Origin of the sequence: Micromonospora sp. NBC_01796 (assembly GCF_035917455.1) — a bacterium.
In the GTDB taxonomy this organism is placed as follows: Bacteria; Actinomycetota; Actinomycetes; order Mycobacteriales; family Micromonosporaceae; genus Micromonospora_G.
Genome location: NZ_CP109078.1, coordinates 5,688,609 through 5,706,705, shown reverse-complemented (window position 1 = coordinate 5,706,705; position 18,097 = coordinate 5,688,609). Strand labels below are relative to the sequence as shown.

11 protein-coding genes and 2 CRISPR repeat arrays are annotated in these 18,097 nt (G+C 66.5%); of the genes, 1 reads left to right on the top strand and 10 read right to left on the bottom strand.

Annotated features, from left to right (window positions below; genetic code table 11):
- Positions 1-363 precede the first annotated feature (363 nt).
- From OIE47_RS26165 to OIE47_RS26120, 10 genes are all read right to left on the bottom strand, one after another.
- Positions 364-1,626 carry an ABC transporter permease gene (locus OIE47_RS26165; protein ID WP_326557159.1) on the bottom strand — a complete coding sequence of 421 codons (1,263 nt, stop codon included), beginning with the start codon at positions 1,624-1,626 and terminating at the stop codon, positions 364-366.
- Entirely contained in the window at positions 1,620-2,333 is a 714-nt protein-coding gene (locus OIE47_RS26160) for an ABC transporter ATP-binding protein (protein ID WP_326557158.1), read from the bottom strand. Before OIE47_RS26160 ends, OIE47_RS26165 begins: the two co-directional genes overlap by 7 nt.
- A gap of 6 nt (positions 2,334-2,339) precedes the next feature.
- A complete protein-coding gene (locus tag OIE47_RS26155; protein ID WP_326557157.1) occupies positions 2,340-3,704 on the bottom strand; it encodes a peptidoglycan-binding protein in 1,365 nt (454 codons plus the stop codon).
- Between the two features lie 46 nt (positions 3,705-3,750).
- Positions 3,751-4,638, bottom strand: coding sequence for a hypothetical protein (locus tag OIE47_RS26150; RefSeq protein WP_326557156.1), 888 nt, complete (start codon positions 4,636-4,638; stop codon positions 3,751-3,753).
- A 1,049-nt stretch (positions 4,639-5,687) separates the two neighbouring features.
- Positions 5,688-8,000 (bottom strand): FtsX-like permease family protein, encoded by a 2,313-nt coding sequence (locus tag OIE47_RS26145; protein ID WP_326557155.1) that lies wholly within the window; start codon positions 7,998-8,000, stop codon positions 5,688-5,690.
- Positions 8,000-8,653, bottom strand: a complete 654-nt coding sequence (locus OIE47_RS26140) for an ABC transporter ATP-binding protein (protein ID WP_326557154.1) — start codon at positions 8,651-8,653, stop codon at positions 8,000-8,002. Before OIE47_RS26140 ends, OIE47_RS26145 begins: the two co-directional genes overlap by 1 nt.
- Before the next feature lie 43 nt (positions 8,654-8,696).
- Positions 8,697-9,077, bottom strand: coding sequence for a hypothetical protein (locus tag OIE47_RS26135; RefSeq protein ID WP_326557153.1), 381 nt, complete (start codon positions 9,075-9,077; stop codon positions 8,697-8,699).
- Between the two features lie 271 nt (positions 9,078-9,348).
- Entirely contained in the window at positions 9,349-10,068 is a 720-nt protein-coding gene (lepB, locus tag OIE47_RS26130; RefSeq protein ID WP_326557152.1) for a signal peptidase I, read from the bottom strand.
- Positions 10,065-10,424, bottom strand: coding sequence for a PadR family transcriptional regulator (locus tag OIE47_RS26125; RefSeq protein WP_326557151.1), 360 nt, complete (start codon positions 10,422-10,424; stop codon positions 10,065-10,067). The genes lepB and OIE47_RS26125 overlap by 4 nt, the downstream gene beginning before the upstream one ends.
- A 701-nt stretch (positions 10,425-11,125) precedes the next feature.
- On the bottom strand, positions 11,126-11,842 hold the full coding sequence (locus tag OIE47_RS26120) for an IS6 family transposase (RefSeq protein ID WP_326557150.1): 717 nt from the start codon (positions 11,840-11,842) through the stop codon (positions 11,126-11,128).
- Here OIE47_RS26120 and OIE47_RS26115 point away from each other — a divergent pair.
- Positions 11,833-12,528 carry a recombinase zinc beta ribbon domain-containing protein gene (locus OIE47_RS26115; protein WP_326563254.1) on the top strand — a complete coding sequence of 232 codons (696 nt, stop codon included), beginning with the start codon at positions 11,833-11,835 and terminating at the stop codon, positions 12,526-12,528. The two genes, OIE47_RS26120 and OIE47_RS26115, sit on opposite strands and share 10 nt — an antisense overlap.
- 1,061 nt (positions 12,529-13,589) lie before the next feature.
- Positions 13,590-15,997: direct repeats of the CRISPR family, unit length 29 nt; unit sequence GTGCTCCCCACGCCCGTGGGGGTGGTCCG.
- A gap of 91 nt (positions 15,998-16,088) precedes the next feature.
- A CRISPR array of direct repeats spans positions 16,089-17,765; the repeat unit is 29 nt; unit sequence GTGCTCCCCACGCCCGTGGGGGTGGTCCG.
- Positions 17,766-18,097 lie beyond the last annotated feature (332 nt).

Genomic DNA, 18,097 nt, shown 5'->3' with positions numbered 1-18,097 from the left:
CGGTGGCGGAGGCAGATCTGGGCGTTGCTATCCAGTACCCGTTGGACCTGCGGGATCAGCGGTGTTGGGCCCTTGCGTCGTCGGGCGGCGTGGCAGCCCTCGCCTTGATCAGGCGGGCCGTCACGCCGCCCGACGACGTTCGGCAAAGTGCCGCGACGGCACCGCGGTTCCGCGGGGGATCGTGGCGGTGGCCCCGATGCCGGGTCTGTTCCAGGTCGGGTGTGAGTCGGCCGGTCGCCGGCTGCGCGGCGAGGCTCGGACGTCGGGCGATGCCCCTCGAAATGGCAGTAGGCGTCTCCATCCCGCACGATGCGGGCGTGGCCTTTCTTTCAGATCAGGATCCGGCCGATGGTCCCATCCACGCTATCGACGCAGCGCCTCGACCGGCTCGAAGCGCATCGCCCTTATAGCGGGGTAGACGCCGGCGAGGATCCCGATGACGAGTCCAGTCACCGGCCCGCCGAGAAGCAACCACGGATCGACGACCGGGGTCCATTCGCGAATCAAAGCCGTTGCCACTACCACGACAATACCGATTGTGGCGCCAAGCAGGCCACCGAATGTTCCAACGACACCACTCTCCGCGAGAAACTGGGCAGCGATATGTCGACGTCTTCCACCCAACGCCCTTCTCAGACCAATCTCAGCCACTCGCTCAAGAACTGATACTAGCGTCGTGTTAGCAATTCCGAAGGCTCCGACCAGCAGACACACCACTGCAAGAACGAGAAACAATACGTTGAGGTCTCCTGCCACGTCATTGCGAAGTTCGCGAGGATCTGCCGGCGGTAGGACTTTGAACAGTCCCGGCGCGTCGGGCCGGAGGGCCAACGCGACCTGGCGGCCGATCAACGAGGCCGCACCAAGCTGTGTGTCTATCCACATCGATGCTCGCTGGTCTGTGTGAGGATCGCCCCAGAGCTTCTGGGCGGTCACAACTGGAACCATTGCCGCAAACAGGAGGTCGGAGTGACGATCCGCCTCGTCAATGATACCCAGGACGGTAAACGCCGTCCCGTCAATGAACACCGCAGGCTGGGCGTCAAGGCGGCTCACTCCTAGGCGCCGCGCGGCTACCGCCCCGAGAACCACGACTCGTTCCGCGCGTTGATTGTGGAACTTCTCGTAAATCCGCCCCTTGCTCAATCTTGGATGTGTCGCCTGCAGTGCTCCGGGTGAAAGCGCGACGACATCCACGCTGTTGACTGTGGCAGCGCCGAGCATGGGCGTTGCCGTAACCTCGAACTGCTCAGGTAAAGACCACATCACCCCTGCATGCCGCACTCCATTCAGCGACTCGACCAGGTCGCCGGAATCAGCCGGAAAGGACATTGGTGCGGATACGCCTTCCTCCCCTCCAGTGTCCTCTACGACAACCTCGGTCGCGACCAGCGCGTTGAAACGGGCGCCGATCTGTGCGCTAGCTGTTGTCGTCAACCCCAGTATCGCGATAAGCGACGCCACGCCGAGCACCGTTCCGCTTGCGGTCAGAAATGTCCGCCCGGGCCGTTGGAGAACACCGGCAAGGGTCTCGGCAAAAAGGTCACGAAGAGCAAGACGTGACGGCTCAATAAAAGTGTCGCCAACGTCTGGCGTGTCCGAACGGCCACGTTTTCGACTTAGCATGCCGACCGCATCGGGTTAAGTATGTCCGATATGATTCGGCCGTCAACGATCTCCAACCTTCGCTGGCCCCGGTTCGCTACTGTCGGATCGTGGGTAACGACCACCAACGTCATGCCCCCGGCCCAGAGCTTGTCAAACAGTCCGAGGATGGCTTCTGCATTGGCCGAGTCGAGGTTGCCTGTCGGCTCGTCGCACAGGAGCAGGCTCGGCTCTGTGACCAGGCCACGCGCGATCGCCACCCGCTGTCGCTCGCCACCTGAGAGACGCGAGGGTAAGTAGCCGAGTCGGTGGCTCAACCCGACCTTGTCCAGCGCTTGAATTGCGCGTCGGCGACGGGAACTGGATGGGACGCCTTTATACACCATCGCCATCGCGACGTTCTCCACCGCCGTACGGTGCGGCAAAAGCTGAAATGCTTGAAAGACGAACCCAATTCGATGGCCCCGAAGGGCGGTACGGTCACTCTCCGCAAGCAACTCGGTGTGAATGCCATCAAGTTCGTACGTTCCGGTCGTCGGTCGATCTAGCAGCGCCAGTATGTTCAGCAGCGTCGACTTCCCCGATCCCGATGGACCAACGACCGTGACATACTGCCCGGCCTCGACAAAAAGCTCGCAGGGTTTCAACGCCTCATACGATGGTGACCCGGGATAGACCAGGCCGGCCTGCCGGAGCGCAATCACCGGCGGCCGGGGGCTTGTCGACACGTGAGCTCAGCCTCCAATTACCACGTTGTCACCCGGAGACAGGCTGCCAGACACGGCCGTAACGGCTACGAAGCCCGCGCCGGAGGCACCGGCGGTCACGATGACATGCTCATCTTGACCGTCAGGCATCCTCCGCATCACTATCGTCTGCCCCGTGGACGTCGTGGTTATCGCGGCGAGCGGGACAACGAGAACCTCGTCATCGGTTCGCGCGCGCTCCACTTCGAGTCGCACGTCAGTCCCGATGAACTTTTTGTCGAGACCAGTACTGGTCTCGACGGTCAGCGGATACCCCCGCCCCTTCGTATCGTCCTGAATCAACTCGCCAATCGTTTTGATGGTTCCGTCGCTCTCGAGTCCCGCAAGCTCGGCGGACACCTTTACCGACATTCCAGGGTCTACGAGTTCGCGCTGGCCCGGACTGAGGAACGATGTGATCGATAGGGCACCGCTCGATAGCCTGACCAGGGGCGAGGTAACGACCTCACCCACTCCAACCGGCAACTTCTCGACCCGTCCAGGCATTGTTGGTAGGAACGCTAACTCCGAGAGTGGCACCATCGCACCCGTTCGTTGACGAAGGGTCGTAAGTTCGTCCCGTCTGGCAGCCAGTTCAGACTTCGCCCGGCCAACGGCAATCTCTGCCGTGACGACCTCGCCTGTCTGGGCCGGCCCGGGATCGTGAGCAGCGGCTAACCTCGCCTGCTCCAGAGCGCGATTCGCGTCCTCAAGTACCCATTCAGCCTGTGTCACCGAGCGAGCACCGGCAGATAGCCTCTGCTCGTCGTCCTCACCGGCGGTCAAGGCTACGTAACCCCTGTCCGAATAGAACTTGACAACCGCACGCTTCGTCGCCTCACCGAAGGTACCCCGCTTGTCCGAGTTGGCATACCCTAGCGTCCGTAGTCCCCGTTGAAGCTGTTCTACGTCCGGCCCCTCCGTTCCAGGACGCAGGTCTCGATAAGCTGGAATGGCACCCTCAAGAACGATGAGCGGGCGACCGGAGACCTCCACTATGACCTGGCCCGCGAGAACTGGCTCGCCGATCTTGGCACGCAGCGAGGTCACGACCGGCTTCCCGCCATCTCGGGCCGTCGAGGGCGTCAAATCCAGAGACAACTGCGGCGTCACTGTCCCCCGCAATACAACCGTGTCAACGAGCACTCTGCGTTCCACGGCTGCAGTGAGCACTGTCGCGCTAGGCTCGCCGGCCTCGGCAGCCATCTGCTGCGGTGACTTGATCACGAGAGATGCAAAGAGACCCGACGTTGAGAGGATAGCAGCGGCAATGGCGACCACGACCACCCAGCGGCGACGCCGCACCAGCGGCGACGACAAGCCTCGATCGCTTACGTCGATCACATCTTCCATTTCCACCGACACCGTATTCGAAGGATCACTGAACTGAGATCGCGCTCTAAGCCCCCGCGAGAATCTTGGCCGCATTCTTCAAGCGCGTCTCGAAGCTATTTTTAGCCGCAGAGAGATCCGCCGCATGATTCTCCATCTCACGATTCTGATAGGCAACCTCGACAGCAAGCCAGATTTCCACGAGTCGGGTCGATTGTCGGCATTCGACGTCGGCCGTGGCCGTGGCTATCTCCTCAGATGTTACCTGACGACCCCAGTTCTTGTCGTTGGGCTCCCAGGGGTTGCTGAATTCATATCCCGCCTCCTTCATGCAAGCCGACCACGCACCGAACGCAGCTACGACCCTGCTGTCTTTCTCCGCGCTCTGGTGCGCTCCGCTGGAAAGCCTGCTGGGCAACTCCATGAGGTCAGGCGCCGTTGCCGATCCACCCTCACCCAGCTGTCGCATCGCCTCCCCTGCACAACCTCCATCCGGAACGGGAACACTGTTGATCTTTTTGCCCGTCTTGGATTGTCCGGTGTACCTGTCGACTCCTCGCACGACGATGAATTCGTCATCCGACGGGTTCCATCCCCCAGTAGCCGACTTTGTATTCGAGGGACCTGTAGCCCCGGGCGGCGCCTCCATTCCTGGTACGCGATAGCCATGGCTCGCGGCTTCCTCCGCGTTCACTATTCCGAACAGCCGCGCGTGCTTGACGTCTGGCGTACTCACAGACTCGGGCATGTTCACGTCGAAGCTGAACCGTTGCGCACACTTCTGAACCAGGAGCTGGTGGGCCTCGATTATCGTCCGCTGCTGCTCCGGCGTCGGTTCGTAGGCGTCTAGCGGTGTAACGATGTCGCTTGCAGTACGAACCTCAAGAATCGACCCCAGCTCGGGCTCGGGCTCGGGCGACGCAGCGCTGCCGCAAGCTGTGGCCGTCAGGGTCATTGTCAACAATGTGCAAACCAGCACGATCCGAGCGCTCACCTTATAGCCTCCGCGAGGATGTTCCGTCGGACACCACTGAAGCGCGGAACCGGTTCCGGCCCCGCGCTTCAATGCTAAAGCTCCTATGTCCATTCAATCGATTCAGTATTGTCGTTGTACGTTGCTCCCACATTCGGAGTTCCGTAGCTCAACCCCGTGTTCGCCCCACTGAAGAACGTACCCATCCAGTGTCTGGCTGCGCACGTACTGAAGGTCCGGTAAGACGTGACCTCATTGCTCCAGGTTGCTGGCATGTTGCCCAACCCAAAGTCACGGTCGGTACCTATGCCGCTGCACGTGAAGGGCAGATTGACGTAGAGATAAGCACCGCCATAATTGTTGTGCTCAAAGTCCTCGCCAACACGATAGGCCGAGGAGGGATTTATCGCGGTATTAGTGACGGCCATGGCCGGAGCCTGAGCCACGAAAGGCGCGGCCAACACCATGACTAACGCGACGGCCACGACTCGAAGAGGACTGCGACGCGCCCTCCTGCTTGCGACGGATCCATCGAGTTTGGGTCGTTGTTGCTCCACGAAACCTCCAGATTGAAACGCCATCGATTTCTTCTGGCCTGCCCGAGAGATGCGCGCGCCACATAAAGCTATCATGGTGAATGTTTCATGACAAGCGGATCTTTGCCTCGACCGCGTGCCGCACGGAAGCCCCTTGTTCTGGATGGGAGATATGGTTTTGTGTGGCCCAATCAATTGGTAGCGAGGCATGGAGGCAGGCATGTTCCTATCCTTCGGATACCTAAATCCTGTGTCAGATCCTGCGGCTAGTAGCCGCCACCGCCCGCCCGACGAAACCGGCCACCCAGCCGGCTGTGAAGCTGATCCGGCTCTCCATGCCACCGACCAACATCGGCGTCCATCGGGCGACACTCAACGAACGTGAACAGGACGCGACTCCTCCAGTACCGTCGCAGTACTAGCCCGACCAACGAAGCCCCAGGCCACGAACCCGGCACGGGTTTTGGCACCGCACAGGCCATGGGCCGGTCAGAACTACTCACGACGCATGTCCTCGGCCCTGATGTTCTTGCCGATTACGATCAGGGCTGCGCCCAGCGCCGCGACGATGCCGATTCCGGCTAGCGGCAACATGGCCGTGAGCGTGCCGCTGTACCAGCCGTGGTAGCGCCCATTCAGCTGCAGCCACGCGTTGCCGGCAACATGCCCCACCCCGAGCGCGAGCGCGATGACCGCGAGTAGCGGAAGGATGATCTGGAACAGTTGGCTTGCACGCACCGCCCGCATCGGCATGCCGAGGACGAGGAGGGACACCACGTCGCGGCGCCGCTCGATCGCCCGGTCCACCGCCGAGATGAGGAACGCCACCGCGCCCAGCAGGAACCCGATGAGCACTCCGATGCTGATCGTACCGCGGTGTGCCCGGTACGCCTCCATCGCCGCGATGTTGCGCAGATGCACGGTGACCTCAGAGGTCGGATCAGCAGCGAGCACCGCCGACTTGAACGCCTCGACGTTGGACTCCGGCTCCGCCACCACGAAGTGCATCCTCACGTTCCGAGCCCAGCCAAACAGAGGTCGCTCGGCGGCCACCAGCACGGCGCTGCTCAGGTGAAGGGGCGACTGCTCCAGGTCATCCACAGCCAAACCGGCCTCCGGCGTGCGGTACGACGCCTCCCCGCCGGAGTCGTCCTCGAACTGGACCGTGACGCCGGGCGGCACGTCGTTGACGGTGTTGACGAGCTCGGCGTCGACGATCCGGTATTCGCCGCCCGCTCGACACGTCGGCAGGGCCGCCTTGACCAGCACCCGTATCTCGGCGCAGGACGCCGTCACCATGGCGAGGCCGAACATGGCGACTCGGTCCGCGGCGGACTCCGGCTGACCGAGCCCCGCTGGTGGGCTGGCCTCGGAGTACTGCTCCGTCCACTTGTGTTGCGAGGGTGTCGCCGCGATCCGGGCCCGGGCGTCGGAGGATGCGCTTCGGCGGGCGTCGACCGTCACCGTGAAGGCGTCGACCTCAGGCCCGGCAGCGAGTTCGTCGTCTCGAAGCACACCAGCGCTCACCCCGCCGACCAACACGAGCACGGCGAGGCCGGACAGCAACCGCAGGGTGCTCGCCGGTGCGCAGCTCAGTCGCCGGCCGGCGAGCCGCAGCGGTAGCGGAGCGGCCGGATGGGCGGCCGCCCACGCGGTCGACGCGACGATGGGCCGTGTAGCCAGCAAGACGCCGATGGATGCGAGGACCATGCCGGCGAGGACCAGGGCGACCTGCGTGTCGGAGTAGACGACCCGAGAGCCCTGCGGCGCGGTGAGCGGCCGAAGGATAACCGGGAGCATCAGGCCGAGACCCAGCAGGAGTGGCAGCAACAGCCACCAGCGGGCACGGGGCTCCTCCACCGATGCCCGGGTGGCCAGCGGCCGGGACAGGCTCTGCCGCAGGCCGAGGGCTCCGACGGCGGCTGACAGGGCTGCGGTGAGCAGCACGACGGCGGCCGTGCCGAGCGGGCCGATCGTGCTGACGGCCGGGAACCAGGTGAAGCCCAGCGCACCGCTGCGAGCCAGCAGCGGGCTCAGCTGCGAGTAGAGGAGTACGCCGAGCAACCCGCCCAGCCCGCCTGCGATCGTCGACTCCGTGGCCGCGATGCGCAGGATCGAACCGCGCCGCAGACCTACCAGGCGCAGTGCCGCGTAGCGGCGGGCGCGGGTCGCCGCCGCGAGCCGGCCGCACACCATCAGATAGATCGCTGCCGGAGCGAGGACGAGGACCGCGAGCTCCCGGGCCACGCCGTCGAACAGTTCGCGGACCATGTCGTCCTGGAAGCCCACGCCGAAGCCGGACGCTTCGCTGCCTTCCTTCAACTGCTCGGGTGGTATACCGATGTAGGCGAACACCTCGTCGGGGTCGAGTAGCCCTGCCGGAGAGATCTCAGCCACCACCCGTCCAGGCGCGCGGGCGGCCAGCTCGGGCTCGGTGGCGAGCAGCCAGGCGGCCCTCGGGGACGCCATGATCTCGCCGGCGGCGGGAAAGCGCTCCAGGCCCGGCGGCGGCTCGGCCGCGGGGTCGACCCGGGCGAGGAGCACCCGGCTGAAGCGCGCGCCCTGCCAGGAGTCGTCGACGAGGGCGAACAGGAAACTGGTGGGCCGTCTGCTCTCGGCCTCGGCGGGGGCAGGCAGGCGTGCCGAAGAAGCGTCCGCGCGATGGTCGAGGATCGACGGGAGCATTACGACTAGCGTGCTTACCGCGACGCCCACCGCCATGCCGACGACCATGAGGGCAAGCCGGACGATCCCCGCTACCCCGCCCCCGCGCACCAGGCGTACGGCAAGAAGGACGTTCCCGCTCATCAAAGCTGCGCCATCCCGTCGTGCATGCGTACGGTCCGGTGCGCGCGGCCGGCCACCTGTGGATCGTGGGTCACGAGCACGACGGCGGTGTCGTCCACAGAGGCAAGCTTGAGTAGGGCATCGAGCACCACCACGCCGTTCTGGCTGTCTAGGGCGCCGGTCGGTTCGTCGGCGAAGAGGACGCGGGGCCGGTGCGCCATGGCCCGCGCCACGGCAGCACGCTGTGCCTGTCCACCGGACACCTTCGCCGGTCGCCGGTCGGCCTGCTCCTCAATGCCCAACTGCTGCAGTAACTCCTCAACGCGAGCGCGGCGGTCCCGCCGCCCGACGCCATTGAGCTCCAGCGGAAGCATTATGTTCTCGCGCAGGGAAAGCTCCGGCACCAACTCGGCGAACTGGAACACGAATCCGAAGTCGCGCCGCCGCAGATCAGACCGTGAAGGATCGTCGAGTTTAGTCAGGTCGACGCCGTCGAAAGAGACCTTACCGCCATCGGGATGAAGTAATCCCGCCATGCAGTAAAGCATTGTCGACTTGCCGGAACCGCTCGGACCGACAAAGGCCACCACCTCGCCACGGTGCACGGTGGCACTCGCATTTGCGAGCGCCACCGTGCTTCCGTAGCTCAGCGTCAAATTTTCCGCTGAGAGCACAGAGATGTTCTTCCTTGGTTGATGGCGGAGCTTGCTTCGGTAATTACCGGTTCAGGCGTGCCGAAGTAGCGCAGGTGTCCGACCCCAGATCGTCTGTGCAGACCTGGTACCAGCCGTAGCTGGAGTACACGGTCGCACTGTCGTAGAACTCGCGGTTCTCCGACCCACAGCCCGCAGCCGACCCGTTGCCGTCGCCGACGTTACTCGACCAGCCGTAGCCGTGGACCCTGCCCTCGCCGTAGACACCGTTGCCGTCGTTACTGTCGTCACAGACGCTGCCCCAGACGTGCAGCCCGCCATGCCCGGTGCCCTGAGGGTAGAATTCCCAGCTCCCCGAGAAATGACCAGTGCCGTTGTTGAGGTTCAGGGGGCCGCCCAGCGCCTGCGCCGTGGATGCGAAACCCAGTACGAATGCTGCGGCCAATCCCGAAGTCGCGAGCAGCTTTTTAGTCCTTGACAAAGGCCCAATCCTCCCCGTCCGGTGCCCAACTACGATGTCGGACATAGATATGGCTGGGCGCCCACAGAGAGCATAGTTGTCCCCATCGATGTAACGCAACCTGCTTCACGGACTCAGCATCGCAGAATGGGTAGTCGCGGAACATAGAAGCAGGACACGCTGAGGTTCCTCCGCCAGAGGAGATGTCGGATGTCGATCGCTGTCTGGGCTGCGAGCCAGCCCGCACCGTCGCCGCTCATCCGAGCGGCCACAGCCGTGTGACGACACGGCCGGTGACATCGCCGTCGGAGACGGGTCCGTACGTTCGCGAGTCCCGCGATATCGCGCGATCGTCGCCCATCACGTAAACCGCACCCTCGGGCACCGTCACGGGCTCGCAGTCGGTGACCACCTCGGCGCCGGCCCGCAGATACTGCTCCTCCGCCGGGACACCATTGCGGTGCAGGCGCCCACCAGCACAGGAGAGCAGGTCCCCGGGCAGCCCCACCACCCGCTGCAGCGACGTCGCGTCGCCGGGCTGCCGGAACAGCACCACGTCGCCACGGTTGAGGTGGGACAGGCGGAAACCGAGACGGTCGACCAGGACGCGGTCACTGACCCGCAGGCTCGGCTCCATCGAGGTGGACGCGACCGGCGCCAAGCCGAGGACGAACTGATTGATGAGCACTCCGGCCACGGTCACCGTCAGCGCCGTCACGATCATCCGCCGGGACAGCCGGGTGCGGCGAGTCAACGGTCGCCGTGCCCGCTGGCCACGCCCGCGTCGTTCCCGCAGCGCCACGCGCAGCCCACTCGCTGTCCAGCGCACCGCCTCCTGCGCTCCGCAGGTTTCGGGGAACTCGCGGAGCATCGCCTCGCCCCATTCCGCGCCACGCTCGTCGCGGCCACGGACCGCTCTACTCAGCAGAGCGAGCGAGGCGCCCCTGATCCGACGCTCGGCCCACGCGGCGCTCATGAGGTGGCACCCAGGAACAGCGCGAAGTACGCCTCTTTTGCCTGGCGGATCCGGTTGCCGGCGCGTGCCCGCGCCGGTGCCGCGTCTCGCGCGGCCACGCGCTGGGCGGCGATGACGGCGCCGTCCGCGGTCAGCTGGTAGGTGTGCCGTGGCGGAAGCCCCGGTCGGCTCGCCGGCTCCCACCTCGTCTCGAGTAGCTGGCGTTCGGCCAGCCGCATAAGGATCGGGTACAGCGTCCCCGAGGCCAGACCGGTCTCCTTGCTCAGGTCGTACCCGTAACGCCAGGCATTCGGGTTGCTCAACAGGGCCTCGAAGACGCGCAGCGTCTGGGGCGAGGTATCCGGGGTCCGCGGCATGAGGAAACTCTACATACTCTGCCCATCTTGTGTCCACAATAGCGCTGTATCTATCTTCCCTGGCAGCGGTCGCCCTTCACCTGCGTCCGGTGCCTCACCTATCCGATCGGGCCGTCCAGACTGTCGGTGCGCCACCACGACCAATCTGCGGCACCTGCCCGGAGCCAGGGGCCGGTTTCACCTGTACGCGCAACAACTCGTCACACAGGCTGGCGACGCCGTGGAACATCGCCCCGTCGAACCAGACGTCCGGGGCAGACCACTGCCGACTGTGACGGCGGGCTCCGGGCGACGCCGAGCAGCAGGGTGTACAGACGAAGCAGACGACTCAAGCGCGACAACATCGTGTTCTCACTCCCGACCTGTCACAACCCCGCCTGAAACCCCAGGTCGCGAAGTGTGCTCCCCACGCCCGTGGGGGTGGTCCGCTCGGCCGCTACCTGTACCCACGACGCGAACAGTGCTCCCCACGCCCGTGGGGGTGGTCCGGAGGTTTCCTTGGCCGTCACGGGTTTGCCGGCGTGCTCCCCACGCCCGTGGGGGTGGTCCGTTGCCTCATGTACGCGACCATTTGGCGCTCTTGTGCTCCCCACGCCCGTGGGGGTGGGTCCGCCGCCGATGGCGCCGAGCAGGATGCCGCCGAGGGGTGCTGTTGCGTTGCCGGATCGATGAACGCGTTGTACCTGGATGGGGGCCGAGGTTCAGATCGCCTGGGCGAGCTCAGCGAACGCCGTCGACACCCGCATTGCCGGCGGGGTGTGGACGGCGAGTTCGTAGTGGCCGCGTCGGAGGTTCTGCATGAAGGCGTGTCCGGCGATGATCACCCGCGTTGTTTTGTCGGTTCGTAGGCCGCACATCGGTCTCAACCGGCGTTTGAGCTGGCTATGATCGGCCTCGATGGGGTTGTTCGCGTATCGCTCGACGTGGTGCCGTGCCTGCGGGATCAGCTCGTCGAGGACTCTGGGGTAGACCGGCGCGGCGTCGGTGACGACTTCGCTCGGTGTCACCTTCAGCATTGACAGCGCCCGACGGAAGAACCGCCTAGCCGCCTCGGCGTCCCTGCGGGCGGAGACGAGCACGTCGATGACCTGCCCGTATTGGTCGACCGCCCGGTACACGTACCGCCACACACCGTTGACCTTCACGTACGTCTCGTCCACGAACCAACGGTCACCCGGCGAGTGGCGGCAGAATCGGGCGGCGTCGGCGAGCAGCGGCGTGAACCGCTGCACCCACCGGAACACGGTGACGTGGTCGACCTCAACACCGCGCTCAACGAGAAGCTCCTCCACGTCCCGGTAGGAGAGGTTGTAACGCAGGTACCAGCGGATCGCGACGACGATCACCTCGGCCGGGAAACGAAACCCAGCGAACGCCGACTTCGGCGGCGACCAGGAACGACGACGCGATAGCTTCACCGGTCAAGCCTGCCTCGCCCCCTGGCCGCAGGCAACGCAACAGCCCCATCCTGGCCAACCCTCGCTACACCGGCCGGCAAGTCTGGAACCGGCAGCACACCGACCGTGGCCCGCTCGACACCGCCGATGATCTGCTCGGTCAATCGGAGGTACGCCGCTGGAACCTGATGCAACAGTGGGTCATCTCCCGAGACATCGCACATCCGCCGCTGGTCAGCGAGCACGATTTCGTCGCCGCCCAACACGCCAACGCCCGGCCTACACCGGCCGACAACGAAAGCGGACGCTACCTGCTGACCGGACTGATCCGCTGCCAGGAATGCGACCGGATCCTCGACGCACACTGGGTCAACAAGCACCCCGCCTACCGCTGCCGCCACGGCCATCGCAACGCAACGGCAGATGGGACGGCCCGGCCGCGCAACGTCTACATCCACGAAGCCAAAGCGATCAAACAAGTTGCCCAGTGGCTCGGCATCCCGGCCGCCGACCCCGACACCGTCGTAGCCGCGCTACTCGAACACAATGTCCACGTCACCTGCGCCATCGGCGGAACGCTGACCATCACCGAGAACCTCACCCGGGCGGCGACACACCGACCACCCGCGATCCCCCACCAACGCCGAGCGGAAGAAACCCCCGCCGAGTCACCCTCAGCGGCCGTGAAGACCACCCGTGGGGGTTAACGTGTCCGAACCCCAACTACACAATCAGAATCGCCACCGACCTTCAATTAAGCTGACTGTTATTTGTCATTCCCGCAGCGTCGCCGATTAAGGCAACCTCGGCAGCAGATTCGGGCTCTGTCTCACACTTGGTGGTAACTGAAGGTGCTCGATGCCGTTAAGATCGTGTGCAAGATCGATGATCTTTCACGCAGTGTGACTTATGTGTTCATGGCGTTTCACCCTGGCCTTTCGCGTGTGGTACCAACTCGCCGCTCGAAATCTATCGGTTTGACGGCGACGGTGACGGCAACCTGGGAAGACATCCACGCCCTTCGGTGGGCAGGGCATCGATGGGGGGCGTTATCTGAGGTAGGGGGTGTCGCGGTGCTCGGCGTGGTGATGGAGGCGGACGGAGCATCAAACCAGCCACGGCGCGGCAACAGGCCGTGACGATCCCTCAGTGGATCAGCACCGCAGCGGGTTCCGGGGATCGACGCCACGACGCTACGCGCCGCACGCGACAGAGTGGCGCCAACACCCAAGGTAGTGGCACCACTCCGTCGCGAAACACCTATCCATATTCCAAACGCAACCGTTGAATAGTCGGATTGATGGACAGTTCAGGAACTTCCGCCACTAGGCGCGAGAAACATTCGCTCAGGAATCGAACAGCTTCCCCCAGAAACTTCTCATCCCGTCGGTGGTCCGGTGGCCTCTTCCACGCATCGACACCTCCGCTCGAAGATCGACGCTCGGCTTATCATCTTTCATGGTCGCTGTCTCACGGCTAGAAGGCGGTCCAGGGTGTACAGACGAAGCAGGCGACACATGCGCGACAACATCGTGTTCCCACTCCCGATCTGTCGCGACCCCCGCCTAAAACCCCAGGTCGCGAAGTGTGCTCCCCACGCCCGTGGGGGTCGTCCGACCGAACGCGCCCGCGTCGCCGCCGACCAACGGTGCTCCCCACGCCCGTGGGGGTGGTCCGCCGCACGACGACAATTTGTGGTTGGTGCCAGCGTGCTCCCACGCCCGTGGGGGTGGTCCGGTGATCGGCCCGATCGGTGACCGGTCTGGTCCGTGCTCCCCACGCCCGTGGGGGTGGTCCGGACGCGGCGAACATGGCGACCGCCCCGCCGAGGTGCTCCCCACGCCCGTGGGGGTGGTCCGGGCTGGCCGATGTGCACCGCCCGGTGCGGATGGTGCTCCCCACGCCCGTGGGGGTGGTCCGGCCGGGTTACTGCTCGGGTTGACCGGAGCAGGGTGCTCCCCACGCCCGTGGGGGTGGTCCGGGAAGGGCTCGGCGGACAGGTCGGCTTGAGGTGTGCTCCCCACGCCCGTGGGGGTGGTCCGTCGGAAAGGGGCCCACCCCAGTGCAGGACACCGTGCTCCCCACGCCCGTGGGGGTGGTCCGCAGCGTTCGAGGCGCTGTTGACGGTGCGCGCCGTGCTCCCCACGCCCGTGGGGGTGGTCCGTTCCGTCATGTATGACGATCCGGCGTCATCATGTGCTCCCCACGCCCGTGGGGGTGGTCCAGTTGAATTCCGTAGCCAGGCGATTGGACGAATGTGCTCCCCACGCCCGTGGGGGTGGTCCGACATCGGGCTACGCCACGTAAACGACGGCACCGTGCTCCCCACGCCCGTGGGGGTGGTCCGTCGACGTCCTCGTACTTGATGTGCGGGTGCTCGTGCTCCCCACGCCCGTGGGGGTGGTCCGCAGATCGCGACCGACAGCTGGAACGGTGTCACGTGCTCCCCACGCCCGTGGGGGTGGTCCTGGTCGGGCGGCGTCCTTGAGCGAGGCGCCGATGTGCTCCCCACGCCCGTGGGGGTGGTCCGACGACGGCCCGTAGCAGGGGATGAGGTCAACCGTGCTCCCCACGCCCGTGGGGGTGGTCCGCCACTGGCTGGCCCGTCCCCGAGGTGCTGGCCGTGCTCCCCACGCCCGTGGGGGTGGTCCTCTGAGTGGCGCCGCGTAGGCGTGCCTCTCGGCGTGCTCCCCACGCCCGTGGGGGTGGTCCGGACGGGCAGCAGGACGTCCAGTCCGTTGTCGCGTGCTCCCCACGCCCGTGGGGGTGGTCCGGCGTACTCGGTGCCGCCCTGCCGACAGGGCTCGTGCTCCCCACGCCCGTGGGGGTAGTCCGCGGCAGTCGACAACCTCGCTGATTCGGTGACGGTGCTCCCCACGCCCGTGGGGGTGGTCCGACGGCAGCGGGAACAAGGTCTGGGCACTGACCGTGCTCCCCACGCCCGTGGGGGTGGTCCGTTGGCGAGGAAGGCCGTGCGCCGTTCCTCGGAGTGCTCCCCACGCCCGTGGGGGTGATCCGGCGCGAGCAACGTCGGTTGCGCCGATTTTCTCGTGCTCCCCACGCCCGTGGGGGTGGTCCGGATCCGATCGTGGTGCGGAGATCCCGCAGTAAGTGCTCCCCACCCCCGTGGGGGTGGTCCGGAGTTTGTGAGCACGGTCGTGGGCTGGGTGCAGTGCTCCCCACGCCCGTGGGGGTGGTCCGATGGCTGAGCAGGTCGGGCTGATGATCCAGATGTGCTCCCCACGCCCGTGGGGGTGGTCCTCGGCGGACGTCTCCGTCTGCATCCTGAAGATCGTGCTCCCCACGCCCGTGGGGGTGGTCCGGCATGCTGTGCCTGGGTGCCGCAACTTGTGAAGTGCTCCCCACGCCCGTGGCGGTGGTCCGCCTGGCTCCGCCCGGAAGACCACCGCCCGGAAGTGCTCCCCACGCCCGTGGGGGTGGTCCGGTGACCTACAACCTGACGCCGGACGCCGTACGGTGCTCCCCACGCCCGTGGGGGTGGTCCGCCGATGACGCCCGGCGTCGCCGCAGGCATCGTTGCTCCCCACGCTCGTGGGGGTGGTCCGGAGGCACCGTGCCGCACTGGATCCGGGTCCGCGTGCTCCCCACGCCCGTGGGGGTGGTCCGCGTGGCCCAGCGATAGAACCTCACCATGTGCTGTGCTCCCCACGCCCGTGGGGGTGATCCGCAGATCAACTGGAACGACTACCCGGCTGGGGCGTGCTCCCCACGCCCGTGGGGGTGGTCCGTCCATACCGACATCGATCGCGGCCGCCCACAAGTGCTCCCCACGCCCGTGGGGGTGGTCCGCACGTGCACCTGTCCGGAGACCCGGCCAGCGAGTGCTCCCCACGCCCCTGGGGGTGGTCCGTGCCGGGTCGTGGGGTGAACCGCGGTGGTGGCGTGCTCCCCACGCCCGTGGGGGTGGTCCGCAGCGTGGACCTCGGGCAGGTCGATGACCTGGGTGCTCCCCACGCCCGTGGGGGTGGTCCGGCATCGCAGCCGTCATCCGCACCAACCGTCGCGTGCTCCCCACGCCCGTGGGGGTGGTCCGGTGTTGTAGGCCCGGCGGATCTCGGTGGCGGCGTGCTCCCCACGCCCGTGGGGGTGGTCCGCTGATCGGCTCGGACGAGGAATTCCCCATGCCGTGCTCCCCACGCCCGTGGGGGTGGTCCGCTGGCGTTCGCGGCGTCCAGGCCGGCCCGGTCGTGCTCCCCACGCCCGTGGGGTGGTCCGCCGACCAGAGGTAGGCCCCTTGCGGGCACCGCGTGCTCCCCACGCCCGTGGGGGTGGTCCCAGGCTGGGCCTGGCCGCGTTGCCCGCGGACGAGTGCTCCCCACGCCCGTGGGGGTGGTCCGGTCTGGGACATCGGGCACGCCGCGCACAAGGTGTGCTCCCCACGCCCGTGGGGGTGGTCCGCCGGGCTGGCGGGGTGTCGTCATGGTGTCGTCGTGCTCCCCACGCCCGTGGGGGTGGTCCGGTGGCGACGTACACGCCGACGCTGGGTGAGGTGTGCTCCCCACGCCCGTGGGGGTGGTCCGCGCGGCGCGAAGGGCACGGGCAAGGACCCGTTGTGCTCGCCACGCCCGTGGGGGTGGTCCGCAGGACCCGATGTTCCGCCCGGCGACGCTGCCGTGCTCCCCACGCCCGTGGGGGTGGTCCGCTCGGCTACACCCTGCCGGACGACCTCCCGACGTGCTCCCCACGCCCGTGGGGGTGGTCCGGACGTCGGGGATTCCGCGGACAAGGCGGCCGAGTGCTCCCCATGCCCGTGGGGGTGGTCCGTTGTACGTGGTGAAGCGCGGGACATTCGGTACGTGCTCCCCACGCCCGTGGGGGTGGTCCGGCCGCAGCGACGGTCGGCGGCTCGATCCTCCGGTGCTCCCCACGCCCGTGGGGGTGGTCCGACGGCGATCGCCGTGGTGCTGAGCGTGCTTCAGTGCTCCCCACGCCCGTGGGGGTGGTCCGGTCACCTCGAACGGTTGCCGCCCGGGGGTGATGTGCTCCCCACGCCCGTGGGGGTGGTCCGACGCTCACGGCCTCGAATCAGGGTTGCCGCCCGTGCTCCCCATGCCCGTGGGGGTGGTCCGTCCATGGGTGGGTGTCTGCCTTCCGGTTGATTGTGCTCCCCACGCCCGTGGGGGTGGTCCGCACAGCATCGAGCTGGCCGTCATGGGTGACGCGTGCTCCCCACGCCCGTGAGGGTGGTCCGGAGGGCGGGAAGGCGTCGGCGCCGTGGGAGAAGTGCTCCCCACGCCCGTGGGGGTGGTCCGCCGGATGCGCTCCGTAACCGAATCCGGGAGATGTGCTCCCCACGCCCGTGGGGGTGGTCCGGACTGGAACGGCGCCCTCGGCGCCCTCTACTCGTGCTCCCCACGCCCGTGGGGGTGGTCCGCCCGCCTACGACCGGGTCGCTCGGATCGGCACGTGCTCCCCACACCCGTGGGGGTGGTCCGACCGTCCAACGGGCCCTGGCCGAGTTGGTGAAGTGCTCCCCACGCCCGTGGGGGTGGTTCGAGGATATGCGGCGCGCATGCCCGACACTACGGGTGCTCCCCACGCCCGTGGGGGTGGTCCGGCCGAGCGGGGTGAGGTGAGCCCGGATGCCGCGTGCTCCCCACGCCCGTGGGGATGGTCCGGTCTGCGTGTTCGGTGAGCTGGACTGGTCACCGTGCTCCCCACGCCCGTGGGGGTGGTCCGCCGTTGACCCAACCGAGCTGGAGCAAGCCGGCGTGCTCCCCACGCCCGTGGGGGTGGTCCGCTGTAGAGGGGGCGCCGTGCCGCACTCCGCGTGTGCTCCCCACGCCCGTGGGGTGGTCCGGAGTTTCACCGCATGACGACTCGTACCGCGCAGGTGTCCCCCACGCCCGTGGGGGTGGTCCGTCACGGGATCCTCGCCCTCACCGACGAGCAGTGTGCTCCCCACGCCTGTGGGGGTGGTCCGGCGTTCAACGAGCTGCGCCGCAACGTGACCACGTGCTGCCCCACGCCCCGTGAGGATGGTCCGTGGTACTGGCACAGGTACGGGGCTCACGCCAGTGCTCCCCACGCCCGTGGGGTGGTTCGGCCATCGGTGTGACGGTGGGACAGATCGAGACGTGCTGTCGGCGTACAGGTTGGCGTGGCTAGTCAGGTACGCGTGAGCGTGCCCAACTCGGACGTACCCACCGAGGGCCTTCTTGATCAGGCCGAAGCGGTCACTGATCGCGCATGCCGCAGCGGTACGCCGCCCTGTTGGTGTGCTCCCCACGCCCTTGGGGTCGTCATGAGTCAGCA